The 18,568-nt window shown below is 66.6% G+C and carries 18 protein-coding genes; 4 read left to right on the plus strand and 14 right to left on the minus strand.

The window, feature by feature from the left end:
• Positions 1–903: alpha/beta hydrolase (locus AAFU51_13050; GenBank protein MEO1572185.1), on the minus strand; the 903-nt coding region annotated here is incomplete at its 3' end.
• Between the two features lie 54 nt (positions 904–957).
• Here AAFU51_13050 and AAFU51_13055 point away from each other — a divergent pair.
• Positions 958–1,443 carry a MarR family transcriptional regulator gene (locus AAFU51_13055; GenBank protein MEO1572186.1) on the plus strand — a complete coding sequence of 162 codons (486 nt, stop codon included), beginning with the start codon at positions 958–960 and terminating at the stop codon, positions 1,441–1,443.
• Between the two features lie 468 nt (positions 1,444–1,911).
• Here the strand turns inward: AAFU51_13055 and lat are convergent, their stop codons facing one another.
• Positions 1,912–3,291, minus strand: coding sequence for an L-lysine 6-transaminase (gene lat, locus AAFU51_13060; protein MEO1572187.1), 1,380 nt, complete (start codon positions 3,289–3,291; stop codon positions 1,912–1,914).
• A gap of 315 nt (positions 3,292–3,606) precedes the next feature.
• Between lat and AAFU51_13065 the strand changes: the two genes are divergently transcribed.
• Positions 3,607–4,815 (plus strand): M20 family metallopeptidase, encoded by a 1,209-nt coding sequence (locus AAFU51_13065; GenBank protein ID MEO1572188.1) that lies wholly within the window; start codon positions 3,607–3,609, stop codon positions 4,813–4,815.
• Between the two features lie 18 nt (positions 4,816–4,833).
• Here the strand turns inward: AAFU51_13065 and AAFU51_13070 are convergent, their stop codons facing one another.
• A complete protein-coding gene (locus tag AAFU51_13070; GenBank protein MEO1572189.1) occupies positions 4,834–5,253 on the minus strand; it encodes a hypothetical protein in 420 nt (139 codons plus the stop codon).
• 201 nt (positions 5,254–5,454) lie between these two features.
• On the opposite strand from AAFU51_13070, the gene AAFU51_13075 reads away from it, so the two are divergent.
• Positions 5,455–6,174: a DUF2461 domain-containing protein gene (locus AAFU51_13075; protein MEO1572190.1), complete on the plus strand. Its 720-nt coding sequence runs from the start codon at positions 5,455–5,457 to the stop codon at positions 6,172–6,174.
• Between the two features lie 181 nt (positions 6,175–6,355).
• Here the strand turns inward: AAFU51_13075 and AAFU51_13080 are convergent, their stop codons facing one another.
• Both AAFU51_13080 and AAFU51_13085 read right to left on the minus strand, forming a co-directional pair.
• Complete coding sequence (locus AAFU51_13080) at positions 6,356–6,625, minus strand: TfoX/Sxy family protein (protein MEO1572191.1); 270 nt, start codon at positions 6,623–6,625, stop codon at positions 6,356–6,358.
• Positions 6,626–6,736: 111 nt separating this feature from the next.
• The gene (locus AAFU51_13085) at positions 6,737–8,161 is read right to left on the minus strand and encodes an alpha/beta hydrolase-fold protein (protein MEO1572192.1); all 1,425 of its coding nucleotides are present in this window, start codon (positions 8,159–8,161) and stop codon (positions 6,737–6,739) included.
• 374 nt (positions 8,162–8,535) lie between these two features.
• Here AAFU51_13085 and AAFU51_13090 point away from each other — a divergent pair, with 374 nt between their 5' ends.
• Positions 8,536–9,759, plus strand: a complete 1,224-nt coding sequence (locus AAFU51_13090) for an FAD-dependent monooxygenase (GenBank protein MEO1572193.1) — start codon at positions 8,536–8,538, stop codon at positions 9,757–9,759.
• A 65-nt stretch (positions 9,760–9,824) separates the two neighbouring features.
• Here the strand turns inward: AAFU51_13090 and AAFU51_13095 are convergent, their stop codons facing one another.
• From AAFU51_13095 to nuoD, 9 genes are all read right to left on the minus strand, one after another.
• A complete protein-coding gene (locus AAFU51_13095; protein ID MEO1572194.1) occupies positions 9,825–10,292 on the minus strand; it encodes an SRPBCC family protein in 468 nt (155 codons plus the stop codon).
• A 3-nt stretch (positions 10,293–10,295) separates the two neighbouring features.
• Positions 10,296–11,348 carry an NADH-quinone oxidoreductase subunit NuoH gene (nuoH, locus tag AAFU51_13100; protein ID MEO1572195.1) on the minus strand — a complete coding sequence of 351 codons (1,053 nt, stop codon included), beginning with the start codon at positions 11,346–11,348 and terminating at the stop codon, positions 10,296–10,298.
• Positions 11,349–11,428: 80 nt separating this feature from the next.
• A complete protein-coding gene (locus AAFU51_13105; GenBank protein MEO1572196.1) occupies positions 11,429–11,851 on the minus strand; it encodes a hypothetical protein in 423 nt (140 codons plus the stop codon).
• Between the two features lie 13 nt (positions 11,852–11,864).
• On the minus strand, positions 11,865–13,607 hold the full coding sequence (locus AAFU51_13110; GenBank protein MEO1572197.1) for a 2Fe-2S iron-sulfur cluster-binding protein: 1,743 nt from the start codon (positions 13,605–13,607) through the stop codon (positions 11,865–11,867).
• A gap of 62 nt (positions 13,608–13,669) precedes the next feature.
• On the minus strand, positions 13,670–14,251 hold the full coding sequence (locus tag AAFU51_13115) for a DUF4920 domain-containing protein (protein ID MEO1572198.1): 582 nt from the start codon (positions 14,249–14,251) through the stop codon (positions 13,670–13,672).
• A 121-nt stretch (positions 14,252–14,372) separates the two neighbouring features.
• Complete coding sequence (nuoF, locus tag AAFU51_13120) at positions 14,373–15,722, minus strand: NADH-quinone oxidoreductase subunit NuoF (GenBank protein ID MEO1572199.1); 1,350 nt, start codon at positions 15,720–15,722, stop codon at positions 14,373–14,375.
• A 165-nt stretch (positions 15,723–15,887) separates the two neighbouring features.
• Positions 15,888–16,295 (minus strand): hypothetical protein, encoded by a 408-nt coding sequence (locus tag AAFU51_13125; GenBank protein MEO1572200.1) that lies wholly within the window; start codon positions 16,293–16,295, stop codon positions 15,888–15,890.
• A 122-nt stretch (positions 16,296–16,417) separates the two neighbouring features.
• A complete protein-coding gene (locus tag AAFU51_13130) occupies positions 16,418–17,098 on the minus strand; it encodes an NAD(P)H-dependent oxidoreductase subunit E (protein MEO1572201.1) in 681 nt (226 codons plus the stop codon).
• Between the two features lie 124 nt (positions 17,099–17,222).
• A complete protein-coding gene (nuoD, locus tag AAFU51_13135) occupies positions 17,223–18,557 on the minus strand; it encodes an NADH dehydrogenase (quinone) subunit D (GenBank protein ID MEO1572202.1) in 1,335 nt (444 codons plus the stop codon).
• Between the last annotated feature and the right edge of the window lie 11 nt (positions 18,558–18,568).

The raw sequence follows: 18,568 nt of genomic DNA on the forward strand, positions 1-18,568 counted from the left end.
TAGTGCCACAGCTACGGTCTTGCCGAACGCAATGACGTGCTGCACCACATCCGGCGCGCGGAGAACGCGACGATGACCGAGCCCGTCGGTCGGGAGGAACGTGACGTGCGGCCCGGCGGCTGCGTTCGTCTCGCCCTCGGCGAAGGGGATTTCCTTATCGTCGCGGTCATGGATCACGAGCGTCGGCACATCGATGAGGCTGAGCGCGTGGCGCACCGAGAAGCGCGACGCCGGCTGTCCGCCCATGGCCTCGACCCGGCGGTGGATGCGGCGCTCGACGGCTTCCGAGAAGCCGACCATCTGCGCAAAGCGGTGGAAGACGCCCTCGAACGTGTCCGGCGCGGCGATGAGCGCAAGGCGGCCTACGTCCTGCGGCTCGATGAGATCGGGGATGCCCGCCACGGCGAACACGCAGGCATAGCCGCCGAAGGAGTGCCCAAGGAGCAGATCGACCTGCCCCAGGTGCCGGACTGCCGCCTCGATGGCCTGCGCATGCCGGAGTGCGTCGGTCCGCTCGCCCGACGACGCGCCGTGCGCCGGGCCGTCGAGCGCGACCACGTCAAACCCGGCCTTGCGCAGCGGCTCCACGAAGGCGACGAAGTTGAGCGCGTCACCCTCCCAGCCGTGAACGAGGAGCGCCGTTTTCGGAGAGGCGCCAGGTGTGGTCGTCCCGGCGGCAGCAGGCCAGCGGTAGAGTTGGATCTCGACGGCGTCCTCGTAGGTCCCGGACACGATGCGTTCGGTCTGCGCCGCGGCACGAAGCCGCTCTTCGCGGGCTGAGACGGGCTTGTCGAGGTCGCGTGGGGAGCGGAACATGCGCCAGGCGAGCGAGGCCATCGCGCCAGGCGCAACGACGCTGCCGACGCGGAGGAGGGGCGGGAGGACGCGGAGGAACACCGACATGCGGATGTAGCGTTTAGTTTATAGATGAACTATTTTGGTTTAAGCCTCAACGATATGTCAGGTTCCCAGCAAACTGACGTCTTTCCGAGCAACCGTCCGCGCCAGCCGCTCTCGATCCGCGCATGGCTGTCGGTCATCCGCACCTACCAGACCTGCACGCGCCTCCTCACCGAGCGCCTCCGCACGCTCGACCTCACCGTCGCCCAGCACGAGACGCTCGCCCACCTGCTCATCGAGGACGGCGTGAGCCAGCAGACGCTCGCCGCGCGCCTCCTCGTGACGAAGGGCAACCTCACGGGCCTTCTCAACCGCCTCGCCGAGCGCGGCCTGATCGAGCGCCGCCCCGATCCGTCCGACGGCCGCGTGAACCTGATCGTGCTCACCGCCGCAGGCCGCGCCCTCGCCGCCGAGGCCGATGCGCTCCAGCGCACCTACGTCGCCGAGATGGTGTCGCCGCTCTCTGAGACCCAGCAGACGGACCTCCACGCGATGATGAAGGCCATCGAGGCACAACTCCACGCGATGGACGAGGCTCGGTGAGCCGGCGGCTAGGGAGATAGACCCCGTATTTGTCATGCTGAGCTCGTTTCAGCATCTCAGCAATGCAGCGAAATAACGGAGTCGTCAGAGATCCTGAACCAAGTTCAGGATGACACTAAAAGAGTTGTGTCTAGGTGCATAACACCAGGCTCCCGCACAGTGGACACCGCGCCCGCTTTGCATGTGAGAGCACCTCAGCGCCGCAGGTTGTGCACTGTCCCTGCTGGTGTAAACCTTCACCCCACTCCACACGCTCTTCGGATTCGGGCCATTGGTCAGCCACGACCTCAAAAGCCCACCCTGCGTCGTGTTCGGAGTTGAGGTCTTCAAGCCCGTGCGCGTTCTGCACTTCCTCGCGCACGGACAGGGCGGTGTTGAGAATCTCGCTCAACTCGCGCCCTGTACACGTCTTCAGATAGTCGACTATCTGCTCTCGATCCGCCGACGCACCTGACCTGCCGTCCACCGCTACACCGTCTGCTTCATCGCCTGCGCGAGGATGTCGAGGCCCTGGTCGATGTCAGCTTCGGTGACCGTGAGCGCGGGGCGGAAGCGGAGCGTGTTGGCACCGCAGCCGAGGATGATGAGGCCGAGGTCGTAGGCGCGGTGGCGGACGGCGTTGCGCAGCTCGGCGGTGGGGAGATCGAAGGCGCACATGAGGCCGCGGCCGCGCGGATTCGCGACGACGTCGTGCGCCTCAGCCATCGCGTGGAGGCGCTGGAGGAGGTAGCTCCCGACGTGCCAGGCGTTGCCGACGAGGTTGTCCTGCTCGATCACTTCGAGGATGCGGTCGAAGCGGACCATGTCCACGAGGTTGCCGCCCCACGTCGAGTTGATGCGGCTGGAGATGTTGAACACGTTGTCGTCGACTTCGCTGACGCGGCCACCCGCGAGGACGCCGCAGACCTGTGCCTTCTTGCCGAACGCGAGCAGGTCCGGCGTGACGCCGAGCCCCTGCCACGCCCAGAACGTGCCGGTGAGGCCGACGCCGGTCTGCACCTCGTCGAAGATGAGGAGCGCGTCGTTCTCGTGCGCGAGGTCCTTGAGCGCCTGGAGGAAGACCGGGCGCAGGTGGTTGTCGCCGCCCTCGCCCTGGATGGGCTCCACGATCACGCAGGCGATGTCGTCGCGGTGCTCGCGGAAATAGGTCTTCGCCTGCGCGAGCGCGAGCGCCTCCCGCTGCTCGACGTCGTCCATATGCGCCGGGCCGTTGGCGACGGGCGTCGAGAGGCGCGGCCAGTCAAACTTGGGGAAGTACTTGACCTTGTTCGGGTCGGTGTTCGTGAGCGACATCGTGTAGCCGCTGCGCCCGTGGAACGCCTTCTCGAAGTGCAGCACCTTGTGCCCGACTTCGCGGCGGTAGCCCTTGCGGTGGTTCATCCGCACCTTCCAGTCAAAGGCCACCTTGAGCGTGTTCTCGACGGCGAGCGCGCCCCCCGACACGAAGAAGGCGTTCGGCAGCTGGTCGGGGATGCCCACCCGAGCGAACGTGTCCACGAAGCGGGCCATATGCCGCGTGTAGACGTCGGAGTTGGACGGCTTGTTGAGTGCCGCGTCCATGAGGCGCGCCTGGAACGCCTTGGTGTCTGCCGAATCGCCGGAGAGCTTCGGGTGGTTCATCCCGAGCGGGTTCGAGGCGAAGAACGTGAAGAAGTCGACGTAGTCGCGGCCCGTCTTGGCGTCGCGGAGGTGCGCGCCCCGACTGTGCTGCATGTCAAGCACCATGTCGAACCCGTCGGCCAGGATGTGCCGGTCGAGGATGTCATGGACGGCATGCGCCTCGGGGAGGTGCTTCTCGACGGGCGCGACGGACTGTCCAGTTTTGGGCGCGAGGACGGCAGGCTGCATGGCGATGCGGAATTCAGGCTCGGGGGAGGGCTCAGCCGCGGCGAAAGCACTGCGACTAGGAAACGACAGCCGCTCGAAGGCGCAACGCCGATGAGCGGCCCGCAAGCTACCACATCCCGCCGAGGCGAACCAGGCTCTTCATCGTTCTCGGAAGCGCTTTTCTCGGAGACTTCCGACGCCACGTTCGCTATCGACCGCCACCGCCGGGCGGCCCCCCTCGCCCGAGCGACCTACGGGCGAGCCGCGACCAGCACGGGCGGTAGTTTGGCGCGTAGCCTCCACCCTCGTCAGACACCCCCTACTCCGGCTCCGTGCATGATTGACCGCCTCAAAACGCTCGCCGACGAGACGTTCGACCATACCGTCCGCCTCCGCCGCACGATCCACCTGCGCCCCGAGCTCGCCTTCGAGGAGCACGAGACGGCGCGGCTCGTCGCGAATGAGCTCACCGACCTCGGCCTGGAGGTGATGACCGGCGTGGCGAAGACGGGCGTGGTGGCGACGCTCACAGGCGGCCAGCCCGGCCCCACCCTCGCGCTTCGGGCTGACATGGACGCGCTGCCCATCCAGGAGGCGACTAACCTGGCTTACGCCTCGCAGACGCCCGGCGTGATGCACGCCTGTGGCCACGACGCGCACACGGCGGCGCTCCTCGGCGCGGCGCGGCTCCTCACCGAGATCCGCGACGACCTCCCCGGCACCGTCCGCTTCCTTTTCCAGCCGAGCGAGGAGAAGCTGCCCGGCGGTGCAAAGGTGATGGTCGAAGAAGGCGCGCTCGGCGCTGTGAGGCAGCACACAGGCTCCGCCCCGACCCACATCCTCGGCCAGCATGTGGCGCCCGACCTGCCCGTCGGCACGATCGGCGTCCGCGCGGGCGACTACATGGCGAGCGCCGACGAACTCTACCTCACGATCACCGCCGAGGGCGGCCACGCCGCAGCACCGCACCGCCTCAGCGCCGACGTGGTGCTCGTGCAGGCGCACGTCCTCACGGCGCTGCAGTCCGTCATCAGCCGCAACTGCCCGCCCGACAGCCCGAGCGTACTCTCGTTCGGCAAGGTCGTCGCCGAGGGCGCGACGAACGTGCTGCCGGAGGAGGTGCAGATCATCGGCACGTTCCGGGCGATGGACGAGGGGTGGCGCTTCCGCGCGCACAAGCTCATCGAGCGCGTCGCGATGCACACCGCCCAGGGGCTCGGGGCCACATGCGACGTGGAGATCCTCGTCGGCTATCCGGCGCTCTCGAACGACCCCGCCCTCACCGCGACGCTCCGCGAAGCTGCCGTGGACTACGTCGGCGAGGAGCACGTGGTCGACCTCGACCGCTGGTTCGCCTCGGAAGACTTCGCGTGGTACCTCCAGGAGATTCCGGGCTCGTTCTACCGGCTCGGCACGCGCAACGAGGCGCGCGGCATCGTGCACGGCCTCCACACGCCGCGCTTCGACATCGACGAGGAGGCGCTGCGCCTCGGACCTGGCTTCATGGCCTACGCCGCCTGGCACGCACTCGCGCAGGCGGCGTAGGCCAGACCGGCCAAAGCGCTAGGCTCCGACGTTCACCGTCACGGTGACGTTGAAGCTCTCCTGGTCGCCAGCGGCACGCCGGCCGACAAACTCGAAGGTCCAGTCGCCGCTAAACCTCACGTAGCCGATGCCCGCGTCCTGGAGCGCGAAAGACTCGTTGCGCACGACCGTCGACGAACCTGCGTTGAACGTGAGATTCTGCTGGCGCGGGTTGGTGATCTCGACACGGACGAGCACCACGTCCTCGCTCGGAGACACGAAAAAGATGATTCCGTCACTGTTGTCCTGGAGCGTAATGGTCTGCGACGAGACGCTGAACGAGGGTGGGGCCGCAGGCGGATCTGGTGCGGGCTCTTCTGGGTCGCTGCTGTCGCACGCCACAAGTACGAAGGCAAAGAGGCTTGCAAACAAGAGGCGCGCAAGGAGTTGGCGAGCCATAGCTGGTAGGGCTTGTTGGTAAAAGGGAAGAGTGGAGGAGGGTACATCGTGAAGCTACGGGAGTCCCAGCAAGATCTTATCACGCCTGCGGAAAAAAGCACGAGGCTAACGTAAAGCTTCACGGTGACACCTCGTCGTCATTCGCGCTTCGTACTCTCTGTTCTCGCTTCCCTGTCCTGGTATCTCTCTCCTCCCCGCACCATGTCTGCTCCGCCGCTCGACCTCCCGCCCTTCCCCGGCTTTCGCGACGAAGGCCTCCAGTTCCTCCGCGACCTCGCCGCCCACAACGAGCGCGACTGGTTCAAGCCCCGCAAGCAAACCTTCGTGGACGAGTGCCAGTGGCCGCTCCGGTGCCTCGTTGCCGACTGCACGCGCCAAGCCGCGCATCGTGGCCTCCCGCTCGGCGGCGATGCAAAGACGTCGGTGTTTCGCGTCTACCGCGACACGCGCTTCTCGAAGAACAAGAACCCGTACAAGACGCACGTCTCCGCTGTGCTCTCGCGCTCGGGTGGGAAGAAGGAGCCGGGCAGCGTCTACATCCACGTGGAGCCGGGCAAGAGCTTCCTGGCGGCGGGCTACTGGTTCCCCGAGCGGGACCTGCTCCGCGCCTGGCGCGACCGCCTCGCCCACGACCCTGCGTCGTTCCTGAACGTCGTCCGGCATATCGAGGACGCCGGGCTGGCGCTGAGCACGCGCGAGTCGCTCAAGCGGATGCCGCGCGGCTACAACGACTACGCCGACTCGGAGGTCGCGGAGTACCTCCGGTGGAAAGGCGCCATCGTCACGCGCGATGTGGCCGACGCCGACGTACAGACGCCTGCGTTCACCACCGCCGTGCTGGACTTCGCCGAGGCGTCGCTGCCGCTTCTCACGTTTGGCTGGGACTTGCTTGCCGAGATGAGCCCGACGCCCGAGCGCTAGCCCCTCAACGAAGGCCCGTTTTAGTAAAGGCCCGTTTTAGTAACCGACAACGGACTACGACGTGGCCGCGCTCGGAGGCGTCGTGGATCTTCTCCTGTGGCAGACGGTGTTCGCCCATTTGTAGCAGCGGAGTGGTCCCCCCGTTCTGCTCAACGAGGAAGACGTGGGCGCCGTACTGCTCTCAGCCTGGGCGAACACGCAGCGGCACGGCGACCTTGTCCCGGAGGCGGGCCTTCTCGTCAGCGGCGAGGCTACGCCAGTCCTGATCCGTCAGCGCCCCGTGCAGCGCCCAGAGTAGGTTGAGGCTCACGGCCGGGCGGCGATGGCGCACGATCTGAAACGCCATCTCTGCTCCGAGGCGTTCCAACTCTGCCCGGCTGTCGATGCCGACTTCGGCGAGCATCCGCGCGCTCACGGGACCGAGGTTGCGTAGAGCGTCGAGGTCTGGCACGGGTCGAGGGTCGAGGGTCGAGGGTCGAGGGTCGAAAAGGTGCGGGGCTTTGGTTGGGACTTCAAGCTAGTTCGCTTGACCACGGCCGCACAGTAGCACTACCGCACGGCCTCACTTTCCATACAGAAACCGCAGCATGTCGGGGACGATCAGGCTCCAGGACGCCTCGTTGTGGCCCCCGGCGTTCTCCACGTAGACGAAGCGGTCGCCGCTGGCCCACCCGGCGGCGCGCAGTTCGATGCCGAGCTTGCGCGCGCCCTGCCGCATCCCATCGGACTCTTCGACACCCATGCTCAGCCAGACGCGCTGCCCGGTTGGCGCATCGAACGCACGCACGCGGTCGAGCACTTCCTCGCTGTCCCACCACACCGACGGCGCGACGACGAGCAGGCCGTCGTACACCTCGGGGTATTCGAGGCCGAGCACCATCGTGATGAGGCCGCCCAGCGATGCGCCGCCCAACGACGCCCGCTCGGGATCGGTGCGGTACTGCGCGTCGATGGCGGGCTTCAGCTCGTCCACGAGGAAGCGACCGTAGGCGAGCCCGGCACCGCCATTGGGCGGCTTCGTGGCGGTGAGCCCCACGATGCGCCTGTCCTCGTCCGCCTCGAACTGCATCGTGATGCTTAGGTCTGACACGAAGAACGTGAGCGGATCGACGCGCTCCAGCGCGTTCCAGACCTCTTGTCCGGGGAGACGACCCACGAGAGCGCCATCGCGCATCTCCAGATCGAGTCCTTCTTCGGGCGTCTCGTCGAGGGCGTAGTGCCCGGTGAATCGTTGCAGGTCGGCCTCGTCGCCGCCGTCCGGGGCCGCGCCGGTGCGCGAGAGGGTGTGGCGCCACGTCTGGACCGTCTGCGTGTATTCCTTGGTCCGCTGCGCCGTGTTGCTCACGCCCACAATGATGACCGGCTCGATCTCACCCGCTGCGATGAGCGCCTGGGCGGCCTCGTCGAAGCCCCATTCGTCCCGTTCGCTCCCATCGAAGACGAGTTGGCCGTCGTGGAGGTAGAGCACCGGATAGCGCCGGTCGAGGTCGTTGGCGTAGCCCGGCGGGAGATAGACGAACACATCGCGCGGGAGGTCGAGGTGCGCCGACGGCACGTCCTGGATCGCCTCCACGGTCCCTGTGAACGTCGGTGGCACCTCGGGCAGCGGCTCGTCGAAGCGGCGTGCGACCGTGACGGGCTCACCAGGCCGCAGGACGACCGTGCGGTTGCGCCCGTCCTCCCAGCCACCGTTCGGCTCGTTGCCACCGCCCATCACGTGAAACTTGTAGGCCACGGTGATGCTGTCGCCCGTGACCTCGAAGGGCAGCGTGAGCGTGTAGACGCTGTCGCCATCGGCGTCCTGGGCCTCCACGCTCTGGTCCCACGCTAGCGGTGCGACCCCGCCGCGCACACCGACGCGCTCGTTGACCGGGTTGAACCAGCCCGCTTCCGTCGCCTCGCTCATGTCGATGGCAAAGGCGACGGTCGCCTGCTGGGCGTGAGCAAGGAGTGGGAGGAGCAGCGGGAGAAGGAGAAGCAGACGCATCGGCCGAGCAACGAGGGCGAGGGAAAAACGCCCTGAAGATCCGATGCCGCGAGCGATGTTGCTGCGACGCCATAAAAAAACCGGGCGCGGCGTTGAGGGCCGCGCCCGGTTCTCTCGCAAAGATTCCCACCACCACATAGGCTTTGCGAGGGAGCTTCCCGAAGGAAGTGCTTCCATCCTCAAGTGTCCCCACACCGGAGGAGGGACCTCGGTTTCGAGGTGTCGCTGGAGTATGCGCAAAACAAGCCGCCGAGGGTTCACAATTCCACCGCTTCACACCGGCTTCATACGTTGTCACAGGCAAATCGGGACCGCAGGACCGGGCTGCTCGTTGGCGCCTTCGCACCCACTTGCTGTCCTCAATGCCTACCCCCATGATCCCGACTGATACCGACGCCGTCGTGGTAGGTGCGGGGCCTGCGGGGGCGCTGCTGGCGCTCCTGCTCGCGCGACAAGGCGTGCGCGTGACGCTGCTGGAGAAGTACACCGACTTCGACCGCGCCTTCCGAGGCAACACGCTCAACCCGGCCACGCTGCGGCTCCTCGACCACCTCGGGCTGCTAGACGTTGTGCGCCGCCTCCCGCACGTGTCGACTACGCACTTCACCGCCGTCACCCCTGAGGGTACGATCCGGTTCGCCGACTTCGCCGAGTGGGCCGCCCACGCCGATTCGCCGCACGGCGAGGTCGTGATGACGCCGCAGCGCTGCTTCCTCCCGCTCGTCCTCGATGCGGCGGCGCAGCACGACGGCTTCACGCTCGTCACGGGCGCGGACGTGCAAGAGCTGATCGAACACGAAGGCGCGATCCGAGGCGTGCGCTACGAGCGCAAGGGCGTGACGCACGAGGTCCGCGCCCCGCTCACCATCGCGTGCGACGGACGGCACTCGCGGGTGCGGACGCTGGCTGGGCTCCAGGTCGAGCGCCGCCCCGCACCCATCGACGTACTGTGGTTCCACCTCCCGAAGCGGCCCCACGACGCCGCGACGATGGACGAAGCCGCGGGGGCCTACTTCCGCTTCGGCCCCGGCACGATGGTCGCGCTCATGGATGCGGGTGAGCGCTGGCAGGTCGGGCTGATCCTCGCCAAAAACGCACTGCTCGACCTGAAAGTGCAGGGCCTCGACGCCTTCCGCGCCCGCATCGCCGCGACGGTGCCCGACGTGGCCGACCGGCTCGACACGCTGCGGTCGTGGGACGAGACCGCACTGCTCTCCATCGAGACGAGCCGCCTCGAGCGCTGGCACCGCCCCGGCCTGCTCTGCCTCGGCGACGCCGCCCATGCGATGAGCCCGGTCGGGATGGTGGGTATCAACCTCGCCATTCAGGACGCGGAGGCCACCGCCGCGCGCCTCGGTCCGAAGCTTGTCGCGGGCCACGACATCACCGATGCTGACCTCGCCGCCGTGCAGCGTCAGCGTCAGGGGCTGATCCGTCTCGCCCAGACCGTGCAGGACCTCGTGCATCGCCTCGTGATGCGCCCCGCGCTACGTGGCCCCGACGCCTACCGCTTCCCCGCGCCCGTCCGCACGCTCCTCACGTGGTCCCCACTCCGCCGCCGCGCGACGCAACTGATCGCCGAGGGGCGGCTGTGGTGAGGTGTACCCCTCGATTTCGAGGGGTACAGATTACTTCGTGGACCTCCGGTTTGAACAAAGTGAGATCAGGGGGTAGGCTTCGACGCATCCTCTGCTGCACGTTTGATCTCTAGGCCGCGCTGCGCGATCAGGCGCTTCAGGTAGGGACTAAGCACAACACGTTCGACTATCCAGCCAACCCAGCCAAAGGGTGCGACGAACTCAATGCGGTCTCGCATGAGCGTTCCCTCGCCCATAGGCTCGAATCGATGGTCGTGTGCAAAGGAGCGAAATGCGCCGCGCACCATTTCGTCGCGGAAGAAATTGGGCACTTCGAGCGCCGTGATGCGCGCCCGGTGACGCTGCACCACGCCGAAGTGCCGCCCTTCGAACTCGACTTCGTCTTCTAGCTCGAGTAGCCTATGACCCGGGCGGTCGACAACACGCTCACCAGTGTGCGCGAGCGACTCGGCGTGAAAATCCACGTCACGAGCGAGGTCGAAGCAGACCGCTGGCGGCGCGGCAATCCAGGTCGTGACCTCGAACTCGACCACGCCTTACGCCACCGCGTACCACAGCGCGATGCCGAGGGCGATCACGAGGATGTTGGCGATGGCGATGGGCAGCAGGTAGGCCCAGCCGAGCTTCATCAGCTGGTTGTACTTGAAGCGCGGCAGCGTCCAGCGCACCCAGATGAACACGAACGCGCAGAAGGCTGCCTTCAACAGGAACGAGCCGACCTGGAGCACCACCACCAGCCAGCCGAGCCCGGCCTCCATCATGCCCGGCACGAAGAGCGCCTCGAACGGGATCAGGTAGCCGCCCAGGAAGAGCGTCGTGATGAAGACGCTCGCCATGAACATGTTGACGTACTCCGCGAGGAAGAACATCCCGAACTTCATCCCGGCGTACTCCGTGTGGTAGCCGCCGACGAGCTCCTGCTCGGCCTCGGGGAGGTCGAACGGTGCGCGGTTCGTCTCGGCGAAGGCGCACACCACGAAGATCACGAAGCCGACGGGATTGCGGAACAGGTTCCACGCGAACACGCCAATCGCGCTGTTCTGCGCCTCTACGATGCCCGTCATCGAGAGCGCGGCGAGGTCGAGGCCCTGCCCGCGCAGCGTGGCGGCGGTGAGGAGCACGACCGACACGACGGCCGCACCCATACCGAGTTCGTACGACACCATCTGCGCCGACGACCGCAGCCCGCCTAGGAGCGAGTACTTCGAGTTGCTCGACCAGCCCGCAATCGTGATCCCATAGACGCTCAGCGAGGTCAGCGCGAGCACGAGCAGCACGCCCACCGAGATGTCGGCCACCACGACGCCGCGCGCAACCGGCATCACAGCCACGGTCGTCATCGCGATTACCACCATCAGCGTCGGCGCGACCGAGTGCAGGAAGCGGTTCGACTCGCTCGGGCGGATGTCCTCCTTGAAGATGAGCTTGAACACATCCGCGAACGGCTGGAGCAGCCCCTGCGGCCCGACGCGGTTCGGCCCGATGCGCTCCTGGATGATGCCCGCCACGCGCCGCTCGGCGTAGACCAGCGCGGACGCTGTCAGCAGCAGCCCGTTGAGGACGAGGAAGAGGTACACCGGGAGGTCGATGAACTCCCAGACGTTGGCAACGACGTTGGCGATCTCAGGCACAGGCGGGGTGGATGCTGGAGCGAGACGAGCGGGACAACCTACGGCGCGTAGCCGCCGATCTGCTCGAAATCGCCCGTGAAGTCGTCGTTGTAGCGGAAGTTCTGCGCCTGCCAGACGTCCTGCGGGCGGTAGAACGTGAACGCGAAACGCAGCGGCTGCCGGTCGTGCCCGACCACCACGAGGTAGTTCACGAGGCGCTCGCCGAGCGAGCGGATGGCTACGACCTCGTAGCCGCGGAATGGCCCGACGAGGCCGAGCACGTCGCGGAGCTGCGCCTTCAGCCCGTCGACACCCTCGCGGTTCTTCTCGATGTACGGGTTGTTCGTAAAGAACGAGTCCACCGAGGCCTCTCCCTCGGCTGCGTAGATCTCGAAGAACCGCTGCACCTGCTCCTCAGGCGACTGGGCCTGCGCTGGCATGGCAAGCACAACCGCGAGCAGGAAGAGCACGAAGCGGAGCATAGCAGGTAGGGATCTAGGCAGGCTCGCCAACATCGGCGAGGGGGGCGCCCTGGAGGTCCATCGCGGCGTGCGTGGCACCAGCGAACGCCGGGTTCGAGGCGGCGAGGTCGGCCATCACGGCGGCGGAGTCGGCAGCGGGGAAGCCCGTGAGGTTCAGCGCGGCGGCCAGGTCGGGGGCGATCTCCCACAGCGCCTTCGCGTCGACCATGTTCTTCTCGTCGACCCAGTTGTCGAAGGGTGTGCCGCCGCGGTCGAGACGGCTCTGGCCGGTCCCGAGGCGCATCAGCAGCGCGCGGTCGAACGTCTTGGTCATCTTCGCTGGGCGGAGCAGCTGCGCACGACCGGCTTCGTTGACGTAGGTGGCCATCTGCTCCGGCGCGACGGGCGCGGGAAACGCCACGTCGGCGTGGGGCAGTGTCTCGTTGGTCGCGTGCGTGTGGTGGAGAATCACCTTGATGCCTGCGAGGTCGTCCGCCGTCACGAGGCCTGCCGCCACGGGATCGTCGTCGAGGACGTAGAGGAGGTCGATCTCGCCCGCGTCGAGCTTGGCACGGAGCATGGTCTCGTCAACAGGCGCGAAGCCGAGGCGTTCGACGCCCTGCGTGTTCGGAGCCTGGTCGTCGGTGACGAGCCAGCCGTCGCCTGTGCCGGGCGTGACGTGGCGGAGGTACTGCGGCGTGGCAGCGCCGAGCCCGTTGGCCAGCTTCGCGAGCAGATGGTTGTCCTCGACCGACGCACGCGCCGAGCCGAGAAGCACGATGCGGTCCGGCGCGGCGTCCTTCAGCAGCATCGCGGCACCCTGGACGGCCTGCGCCCACTTCACGCCGCCGCGCCCGCCGTCGCGGAACGTCACGGTTGGGCCGGCGGGACGGTTCTCGTTGTAGGTGCTGTGGAGCAGCCGCGCCGCATCGGGGAGCCAGAACTCGTTCACGTCGGCATTCACGCGCGGGGTGATGCGGAGCACCTGGTTGTCCTTGACCCAGTAGGTCACGTTGAGGCCCTTGCTCCCGAAGTCTGACACCGACGGCGTGCTGGACATCTCCCAGACGCGCGCCTTGAAGCGGAAGTACTTCTCCGTGAGCGCGCCGACCGGGCAGATGTCGGCGACGTTCATCGAATAGGGGTCATCGAACGGCTCGCCGGGCGGGGGCAGCGGGTAGTTCTTGTCGCCGCGGTTGACGATCGAGAGTTGGTGCGAGCCGCTGACCTCACTCGTGAAGCGGGTGCAGCGCGTGCAGTTGATGCAGCGCTCGGCGTCGAGAATCACGTGCGGCCCGAGGTCGATGCGCTTGGGCTTGTGCACCTTCTCGAACTCGAAGCGGCTGCCCTCGGGGCCATACTTGTAGGCCTGGATCTGGAGCGGGCAGTGCCCGGCCTGGTCGCAGATCGGGCAGTCGAGCGGGTGGTTGATGAGGAGCAGTTCGAGGTTGTCCTCGTGCGCGCCCTCCACGTCGGGGTTGCCGTACTGCGTCTCGATGACCATGCCGTCCGACAAGTCGAGCGAGCACGACGGCATCAGCTTCGGGAAGAAGTTGATCTTCTGCACGCCGTTGTCGTCGAGGACGGGCTCGCGGGTGGCGCGGTCGAACATCGGCGTGCCTGCGCGGACGAGGCACTGGCGGCAGTTGGCCGGGACTGAGAGCGCGGGGTGGTAGCAGAAGTGCGGGATCTCGATGCCTTCGTCGAGCAGGAACTGGAGGGCCTTGGCGCCCTTCTCAAACTCGAATTCCTGGCCGTCGATCGTGACCGTGGGCATAGCGGTGGGGGCTGTCGGCTTTCGGCTGTCGGTGTGCAAGCGTGGGACGGGGCGTCTAGCCCCTACGCTTCGTCAGTGGCCTCGATTTCGGGGACCACGAAGTCATCGGGGGGCTCGGCGGCCTCGACCATCGCGCCGGTGGCGACGAGCACGACCTGGGTGCGCGCGCCGTCCTCATCGACCGTCGCAGCCTCGTCGCCGTCGGCCTCGAAGTGGGCGACGGCCTCGGCGTCCTCCTCGCGGACCTCGACCGTACCCTCGACGACCATGCGAACCGTGCCGAGGTCTTTCGGGAACGTGTAGACGTACTCGCCCGCCTCGTCGCGCGGGACCTCGATGCGGAGGTTGCCGTTGTCGCCCGACTCGCTCTGGAGCGTGATCCAGCAGCCCTTCATCTGGCACACCTTGGCGATGGTCCCCTCGACACGAACGGCCCCGTCCCCGTACTCGGCAGGGTTGGAGACGACGGCGTCGGCGGTGAGCATCATCGGCTCCTCGCCAGACTCGGTCATGGTCCCGTAGGTGACGAACTCGGGCTGCTCCTCGGCAGCGGACTCGGCGGTAGCTGCCTCAGGAGCCTGGTTGGTGTCGGGCAGGCAGCCCGCGAGCGCGAAGACGAGCGCGAACAGAAGAGCGTGCTTCATAGGAAGGGGTGGACGTTGGAATGTGTGAAAGTATGGACGTACGGGGGTCGTATGCCGTGCTAGACGCCGCGTTCGCACCGCTCACGTGCAACCGTTCAAACCTTCACACGTCCATGCGCAGCTACGCAGGCTCGGCCTCCACAGTCGCGCCGTCGCCGGAGAGGTCTGCGCCAGCGAAGACAGCAGGCTTGCATTTCGCCTCGAACTCGTCGCGGAAGCGGGTGATGGTGTGGCGGACGGGCCAGGCGGCGGCGTCGGCGAGCGCGCAGACGGTGCGGCCTTCCATCTGCCCGCACAGCTCGATCAGCAGGTCGAGGTCGCGGAGGTTGCCCTCGCCCTCGTCGATGCGGGTGACGAGCTTTTCGAGCCAGCCGGTGCCCTCGCGGCACGGCGTGCACTGGCCGCAGGACTCGTGGTGGTAGAAGTGGGTGATGCGGCGGAGGAAGCGCACCATGTCGGTGTCCTCGTCCATCACGAGCATGCCGCCCGTGCCCATCATCGAGCCGGCGTCGCGGAGGCTCTCGGCGTCCATGGTTACGCCCTCGATCATGTCGGCGCGCAGGACCGGCGTGGACGAGCCGCCCGGCACGACGGCCTTGAGCTTCTTGCCGCCGCGAATCCCACCGCAGACCTCGTAGATGAGGTCGGTCATGAGCATGCCGGTCGGGTACTCGTAGAGGCCCGGCCGTACGACGTGCCCCGAGATGCCGTAGAGCGCGACGCCCGGATGCCGCTCCGAGCCGATCTTGGAATAGACGTCGGGGCCGATCTCCAGCGCCAGCGCCGCCTGCGCCAGCGAGTCGACGTTGTTGATGGTCGTCGGCATACCCCAGAGGCCCTTCTGCGCGGGGAAGGGCGGCTTGATGCGCGGGTAGGCGCGCTTGCCCTCCAGGCTGTTCATCAGGCTCGACTCCTCGCCGCAGATGTACGCGCCCGCACCCTTGTGCACGACGATGTCCGTCGAGAAGCCGGTGCCGAGGATGTTCTCGCCGGCGTAGCCCTTGGCGTAGGCCTCGGCGAGCGCCTGCTCGAAGTGCGTGATGTAGGCGTCATACTCGCCGCGCACGTAGACGTAGGCGGCCTTGAGCGACATCGCGTAGCACGCGATGAGGATGCCCTCGATGACGCGGTGCGGGTTGTACTCCAGCAGCTGCCGGTCCTTGAAAGTGCCGGGCTCGGACTCGTCGCCGTTGACGCCGAGGTAGCGTGGACGGTCGTCCACGGGCGGCATGAACGACCACTTGAGGCCGGTCGAGAAGCCCGCGCCACCGCGCCCGCGCAGCCCGCTCGCCTTCACGTCGGCGGCGACTTCCTTCGGGTCACGCTTGTCCTTGACAATGCTGGCGAACGTTTTGTAGCCGCCGTTCTTTTCATAGACGGCGAGCTTGTGGAGGTCCTTGATCGGCGGGAGTAGGAGGCGCTTGTAGTTGCGCCAGTCTCCGGCTTTCGTCTGCGGTGTGGTGGCTTCCATCGGTTCGATCCGTATGACTAACTGCGATCTTTCGTTCGTGTCATCCTGAACTTGATTCAGGATCTAAGAGGTCCCGCTGAGATGCTGAACCAAGTTCAGCATGACAAGAGACGAGCATAGAATTCAATCGAACCCGTTCGGTGCTCGCCCTTTGGCGTTTGTCGCTCACTCGACGAGCGGCACGTCGGGGCGGATGACGGGGATACGCGCGGCGACGAAGCCGCGTAGCGTCCGGTAGGCGACGATGCGGCGGTAGAGCGTGAGGTAGCGCGCGGCCCCGACCGCAGCGAATATGCCCGTCACGACGATTCCGGCGAGCACGCCCATCGCGAGGGTGATACCGCCGCCGAACGCGAGCCAGATCAGCACGCCCGCCGCGCCCTTGGTCGCGAGCGTCGCACCTACGATAGCTGCGCCCATGGCCACGCGTGCGCGCTTGCTGAGGTCCGTCAGCCGCCGCTCGATGAACAGGCCGTCCACCGTCTCGCGGAGGTGGCGTTTTTCGTCAGGCGTGAGCGGCTCCATTTCCTGGAGCACGGCAGTCTTGGCGCGGTGGATCTGCTGGATGTCCATCAGGGCGACGCTACACGAAGGGCGTGGGGGTAGAGGAAAGCAGCGGCAAGGTCTGGGAGCGAAAGCGCTTCTGCAAGGCACCAGGCAACTTTCCTGCCAGTGAAATCAAGGAGTTAACAGCGCTACTTCGTGGTTTCAGCGATGGGCGCAGTCTGGTAGGTCACGACGGCCTCCGTGTCGGAGCGGCGGTTGCCGCCCATCTCGTCCTCGTCCTGCGGCAGGGTGACCGACTCGAAGGGGAGCGCCTCGCCCTTTTCGAGCGTCGCGATCACCGCGTCGCACTTGGCGGGCGTGAGGTTGTGGACGTACTGCCCGTTCGTGACCTGCATCATCGGCGCGGAGCCGCAGGCACCCAGGCACTCGGCCTCGCGAATCTGCCACGTGCCGTCCTCGGAGATCTCGCCCGTCTTGATGCCCAGCTTGTCTTCGAGGTAGTGCAAGATGTCGTAGCCGCCCATCACCTGGCACGAGAAGCAGGTGCACACTTCGAGGACGTGCTGCCCCGGCTTCTTCTTGAAGTACTGCGTGTAGAACGTCGCCACGCCGACCACCTTGGCGTACGGCATGTCGATGGCTTGGGCGACGAGCTTCATCACCTCGGGCGGGAGCCATCCGAACTTGTCCTGCGCCAGCCATAGCACGCGCATCACGGCGGCGTCGCGCTCCGGGTAGCTCTTCAGGTAGGTCTTGATCTGCTTCTTCTCGGCGGCGGAGAACTGGAGTTCCTCGTCAGAGAAATGCCGCTCAGGGGCCTCCGTCGGGAGGTAGGCGGGCTTGGGCGAGACGTCAGCAGGGCGCTCCATGGTAAGTCAGAAATCAGAGGGATGAAGGCAGAAAGGGTGGTAGCCCTTGTTTCGGCAGTCGATGCGGAAGCGAAGGCGGTGATTGCGGCACCCTTTCATCCTTCTGCCTTCGCACTTCTGCCTTCTATTTGTCCGCTTCGCCCATGACGGGGTCGACCGAGCCGATCATCACGACCGTGTCGGCGACCATGACGCCTTCGAGCATGTACTCGAGCGCCTGGAGGTTGGCGAAGCTGGGGGAAGTCATCTCGACGCGGTAGGGGCTGCCGGTGCCGTCGGAGGCGAGGAAGAAGCCCAGCTCGCCCTTCGGCGCCTCGATGGCGTGGTAGGCCTCGGCGCCCTTCGGCGGCGCGACGCCCACGTCGGTCATCATGAAGTCGTGGATCATGCCCTCCATCGAATAATAGACCTCGTCCTTGGAGGGGTAGGCGTGCTTGGCGTTGTCCACACGGACCGGTCCTTCGGGGAGGCGGTCGAGGCATTGGCGGAGGATCTTCACCGACTCGCGCATCTCGTCGAGGCGGATGAGGTAACGCGCGAGGCAGTCGCCCTCGGTGCGGAGCGGGATGGTGAAGTCGAGGTCCTCGTAGACGAGGTACGGCTCGAAGCGGCGGAGGTCGTAGGGCACGCCCGAGGCGCGGAGGCTCGGACCGGCGAGGCCAATCGCCATGGCCTCCTCCTTCGTGACCGTGCCGACGCCTGCGTTGCGCTCCACCCAGATGCGGTTGCCTGCGAGGAGCTTGTCCCACTCCTCGATGTCCGGCGCGAAGCTCTCCGCGAAGGTGCGGATCATGCCGATGGAGTCGGGCGAGAGGTCGGTCGTGACGCCGCCGATGCGGCAGTGGCTCACGGTGAAGCGCGCGCCCGCGACCTCGTCGAAGATGGAGTAGATCTCCTCGCGCCACTTGAACGTCCAGAGGAAGGCGCTCATCGCGCCCGCGTCCATCACCATCGTCCCCATCCAGAGGAGGTGGCTGGAGATGCGCGCCAATTCACACAGCATCGTGCGGATCCACTGCGCGCGCTCGGGTACCTCCACGTTCGCCAACTTCTCCACCGCGAGGCACCACGCGACGTTGTTGGAGTAGGGGCTGAGGTAGTCCATGCGGTCCGTGTAGGGCATGAACTCCTGAAAGGTCTTCACCTCAGCGAGCTTCTCGATGCCGCGGTGGAGGTAGCCCAGGTCCAGGAGCGCGCTCTCGATGGTCTCGCCGTCGAGCTTGGCGACGACGCGGAGGACGCCGTGCGTGGCCGGGTGCTGCGGCCCGATGTTGAGCGTCATCGACGCTTCGAGCGGGTCGGCGTCGCGCTCCAGGTACGAGTGCTTCGTCTCCAGCCGGTCGTAGAGCGCGCGGTTGTGCTTCGGCCAGAAGGTGAAGACTTCCTGGCCGTAGCCGTCGGTGCTGGCGATCTTCGCGCGGCCAGCCTCAGCCTCAGCAGGGGCGAGCGTCGTTTCCATAAAGCTGGACC

The sequence above is a fragment of the Bacteroidota bacterium genome (genome assembly GCA_039821555.1).
Classification (GTDB): domain Bacteria; phylum Bacteroidota; class Rhodothermia; order Rhodothermales; family Rubricoccaceae; genus JBCBEX01.

Bases quoted from the DNA above. Each gene is read 5' to 3' on its own strand.
- AAFU51_13065 (MEO1572188.1), top strand. From the start codon at position 3,607: ATGATTGACCGCCTCAAAACGCTCGCCGACGAGACGTTCGACCATACC.
- AAFU51_13110 (MEO1572197.1), bottom strand. From the start codon at position 13,607: ATGCCCACGGTCACGATCGACGGCCAGGAATTCGAGTTTGAGAAGGGC.
- nuoF (MEO1572199.1), bottom strand. From the start codon at position 15,722: ATGGAAGCCACCACACCGCAGACGAAAGCCGGAGACTGGCGCAACTAC.
- nuoD (MEO1572202.1), bottom strand. From the start codon at position 18,557: ATGGAAACGACGCTCGCCCCTGCTGAGGCTGAGGCTGGCCGCGCGAAG.
- AAFU51_13070 (MEO1572189.1), bottom strand. From the start codon at position 5,253: ATGGCTCGCCAACTCCTTGCGCGCCTCTTGTTTGCAAGCCTCTTTGCC.
- AAFU51_13125 (MEO1572200.1), bottom strand. From the start codon at position 16,295: ATGGACATCCAGCAGATCCACCGCGCCAAGACTGCCGTGCTCCAGGAA.
- AAFU51_13115 (MEO1572198.1), bottom strand. From the start codon at position 14,251: ATGAAGCACGCTCTTCTGTTCGCGCTCGTCTTCGCGCTCGCGGGCTGC.
- AAFU51_13055 (MEO1572186.1), top strand. From the start codon at position 958: ATGTCAGGTTCCCAGCAAACTGACGTCTTTCCGAGCAACCGTCCGCGC.
- AAFU51_13075 (MEO1572190.1), top strand. From the start codon at position 5,455: ATGTCTGCTCCGCCGCTCGACCTCCCGCCCTTCCCCGGCTTTCGCGAC.
- AAFU51_13105 (MEO1572196.1), bottom strand. From the start codon at position 11,851: ATGCTCCGCTTCGTGCTCTTCCTGCTCGCGGTTGTGCTTGCCATGCCA.
- AAFU51_13130 (MEO1572201.1), bottom strand. From the start codon at position 17,098: ATGGAGCGCCCTGCTGACGTCTCGCCCAAGCCCGCCTACCTCCCGACG.
- AAFU51_13085 (MEO1572192.1), bottom strand. From the start codon at position 8,161: ATGCGTCTGCTTCTCCTTCTCCCGCTGCTCCTCCCACTCCTTGCTCAC.
- lat (MEO1572187.1), bottom strand. From the start codon at position 3,291: ATGCAGCCTGCCGTCCTCGCGCCCAAAACTGGACAGTCCGTCGCGCCC.
- AAFU51_13090 (MEO1572193.1), top strand. From the start codon at position 8,536: ATGATCCCGACTGATACCGACGCCGTCGTGGTAGGTGCGGGGCCTGCG.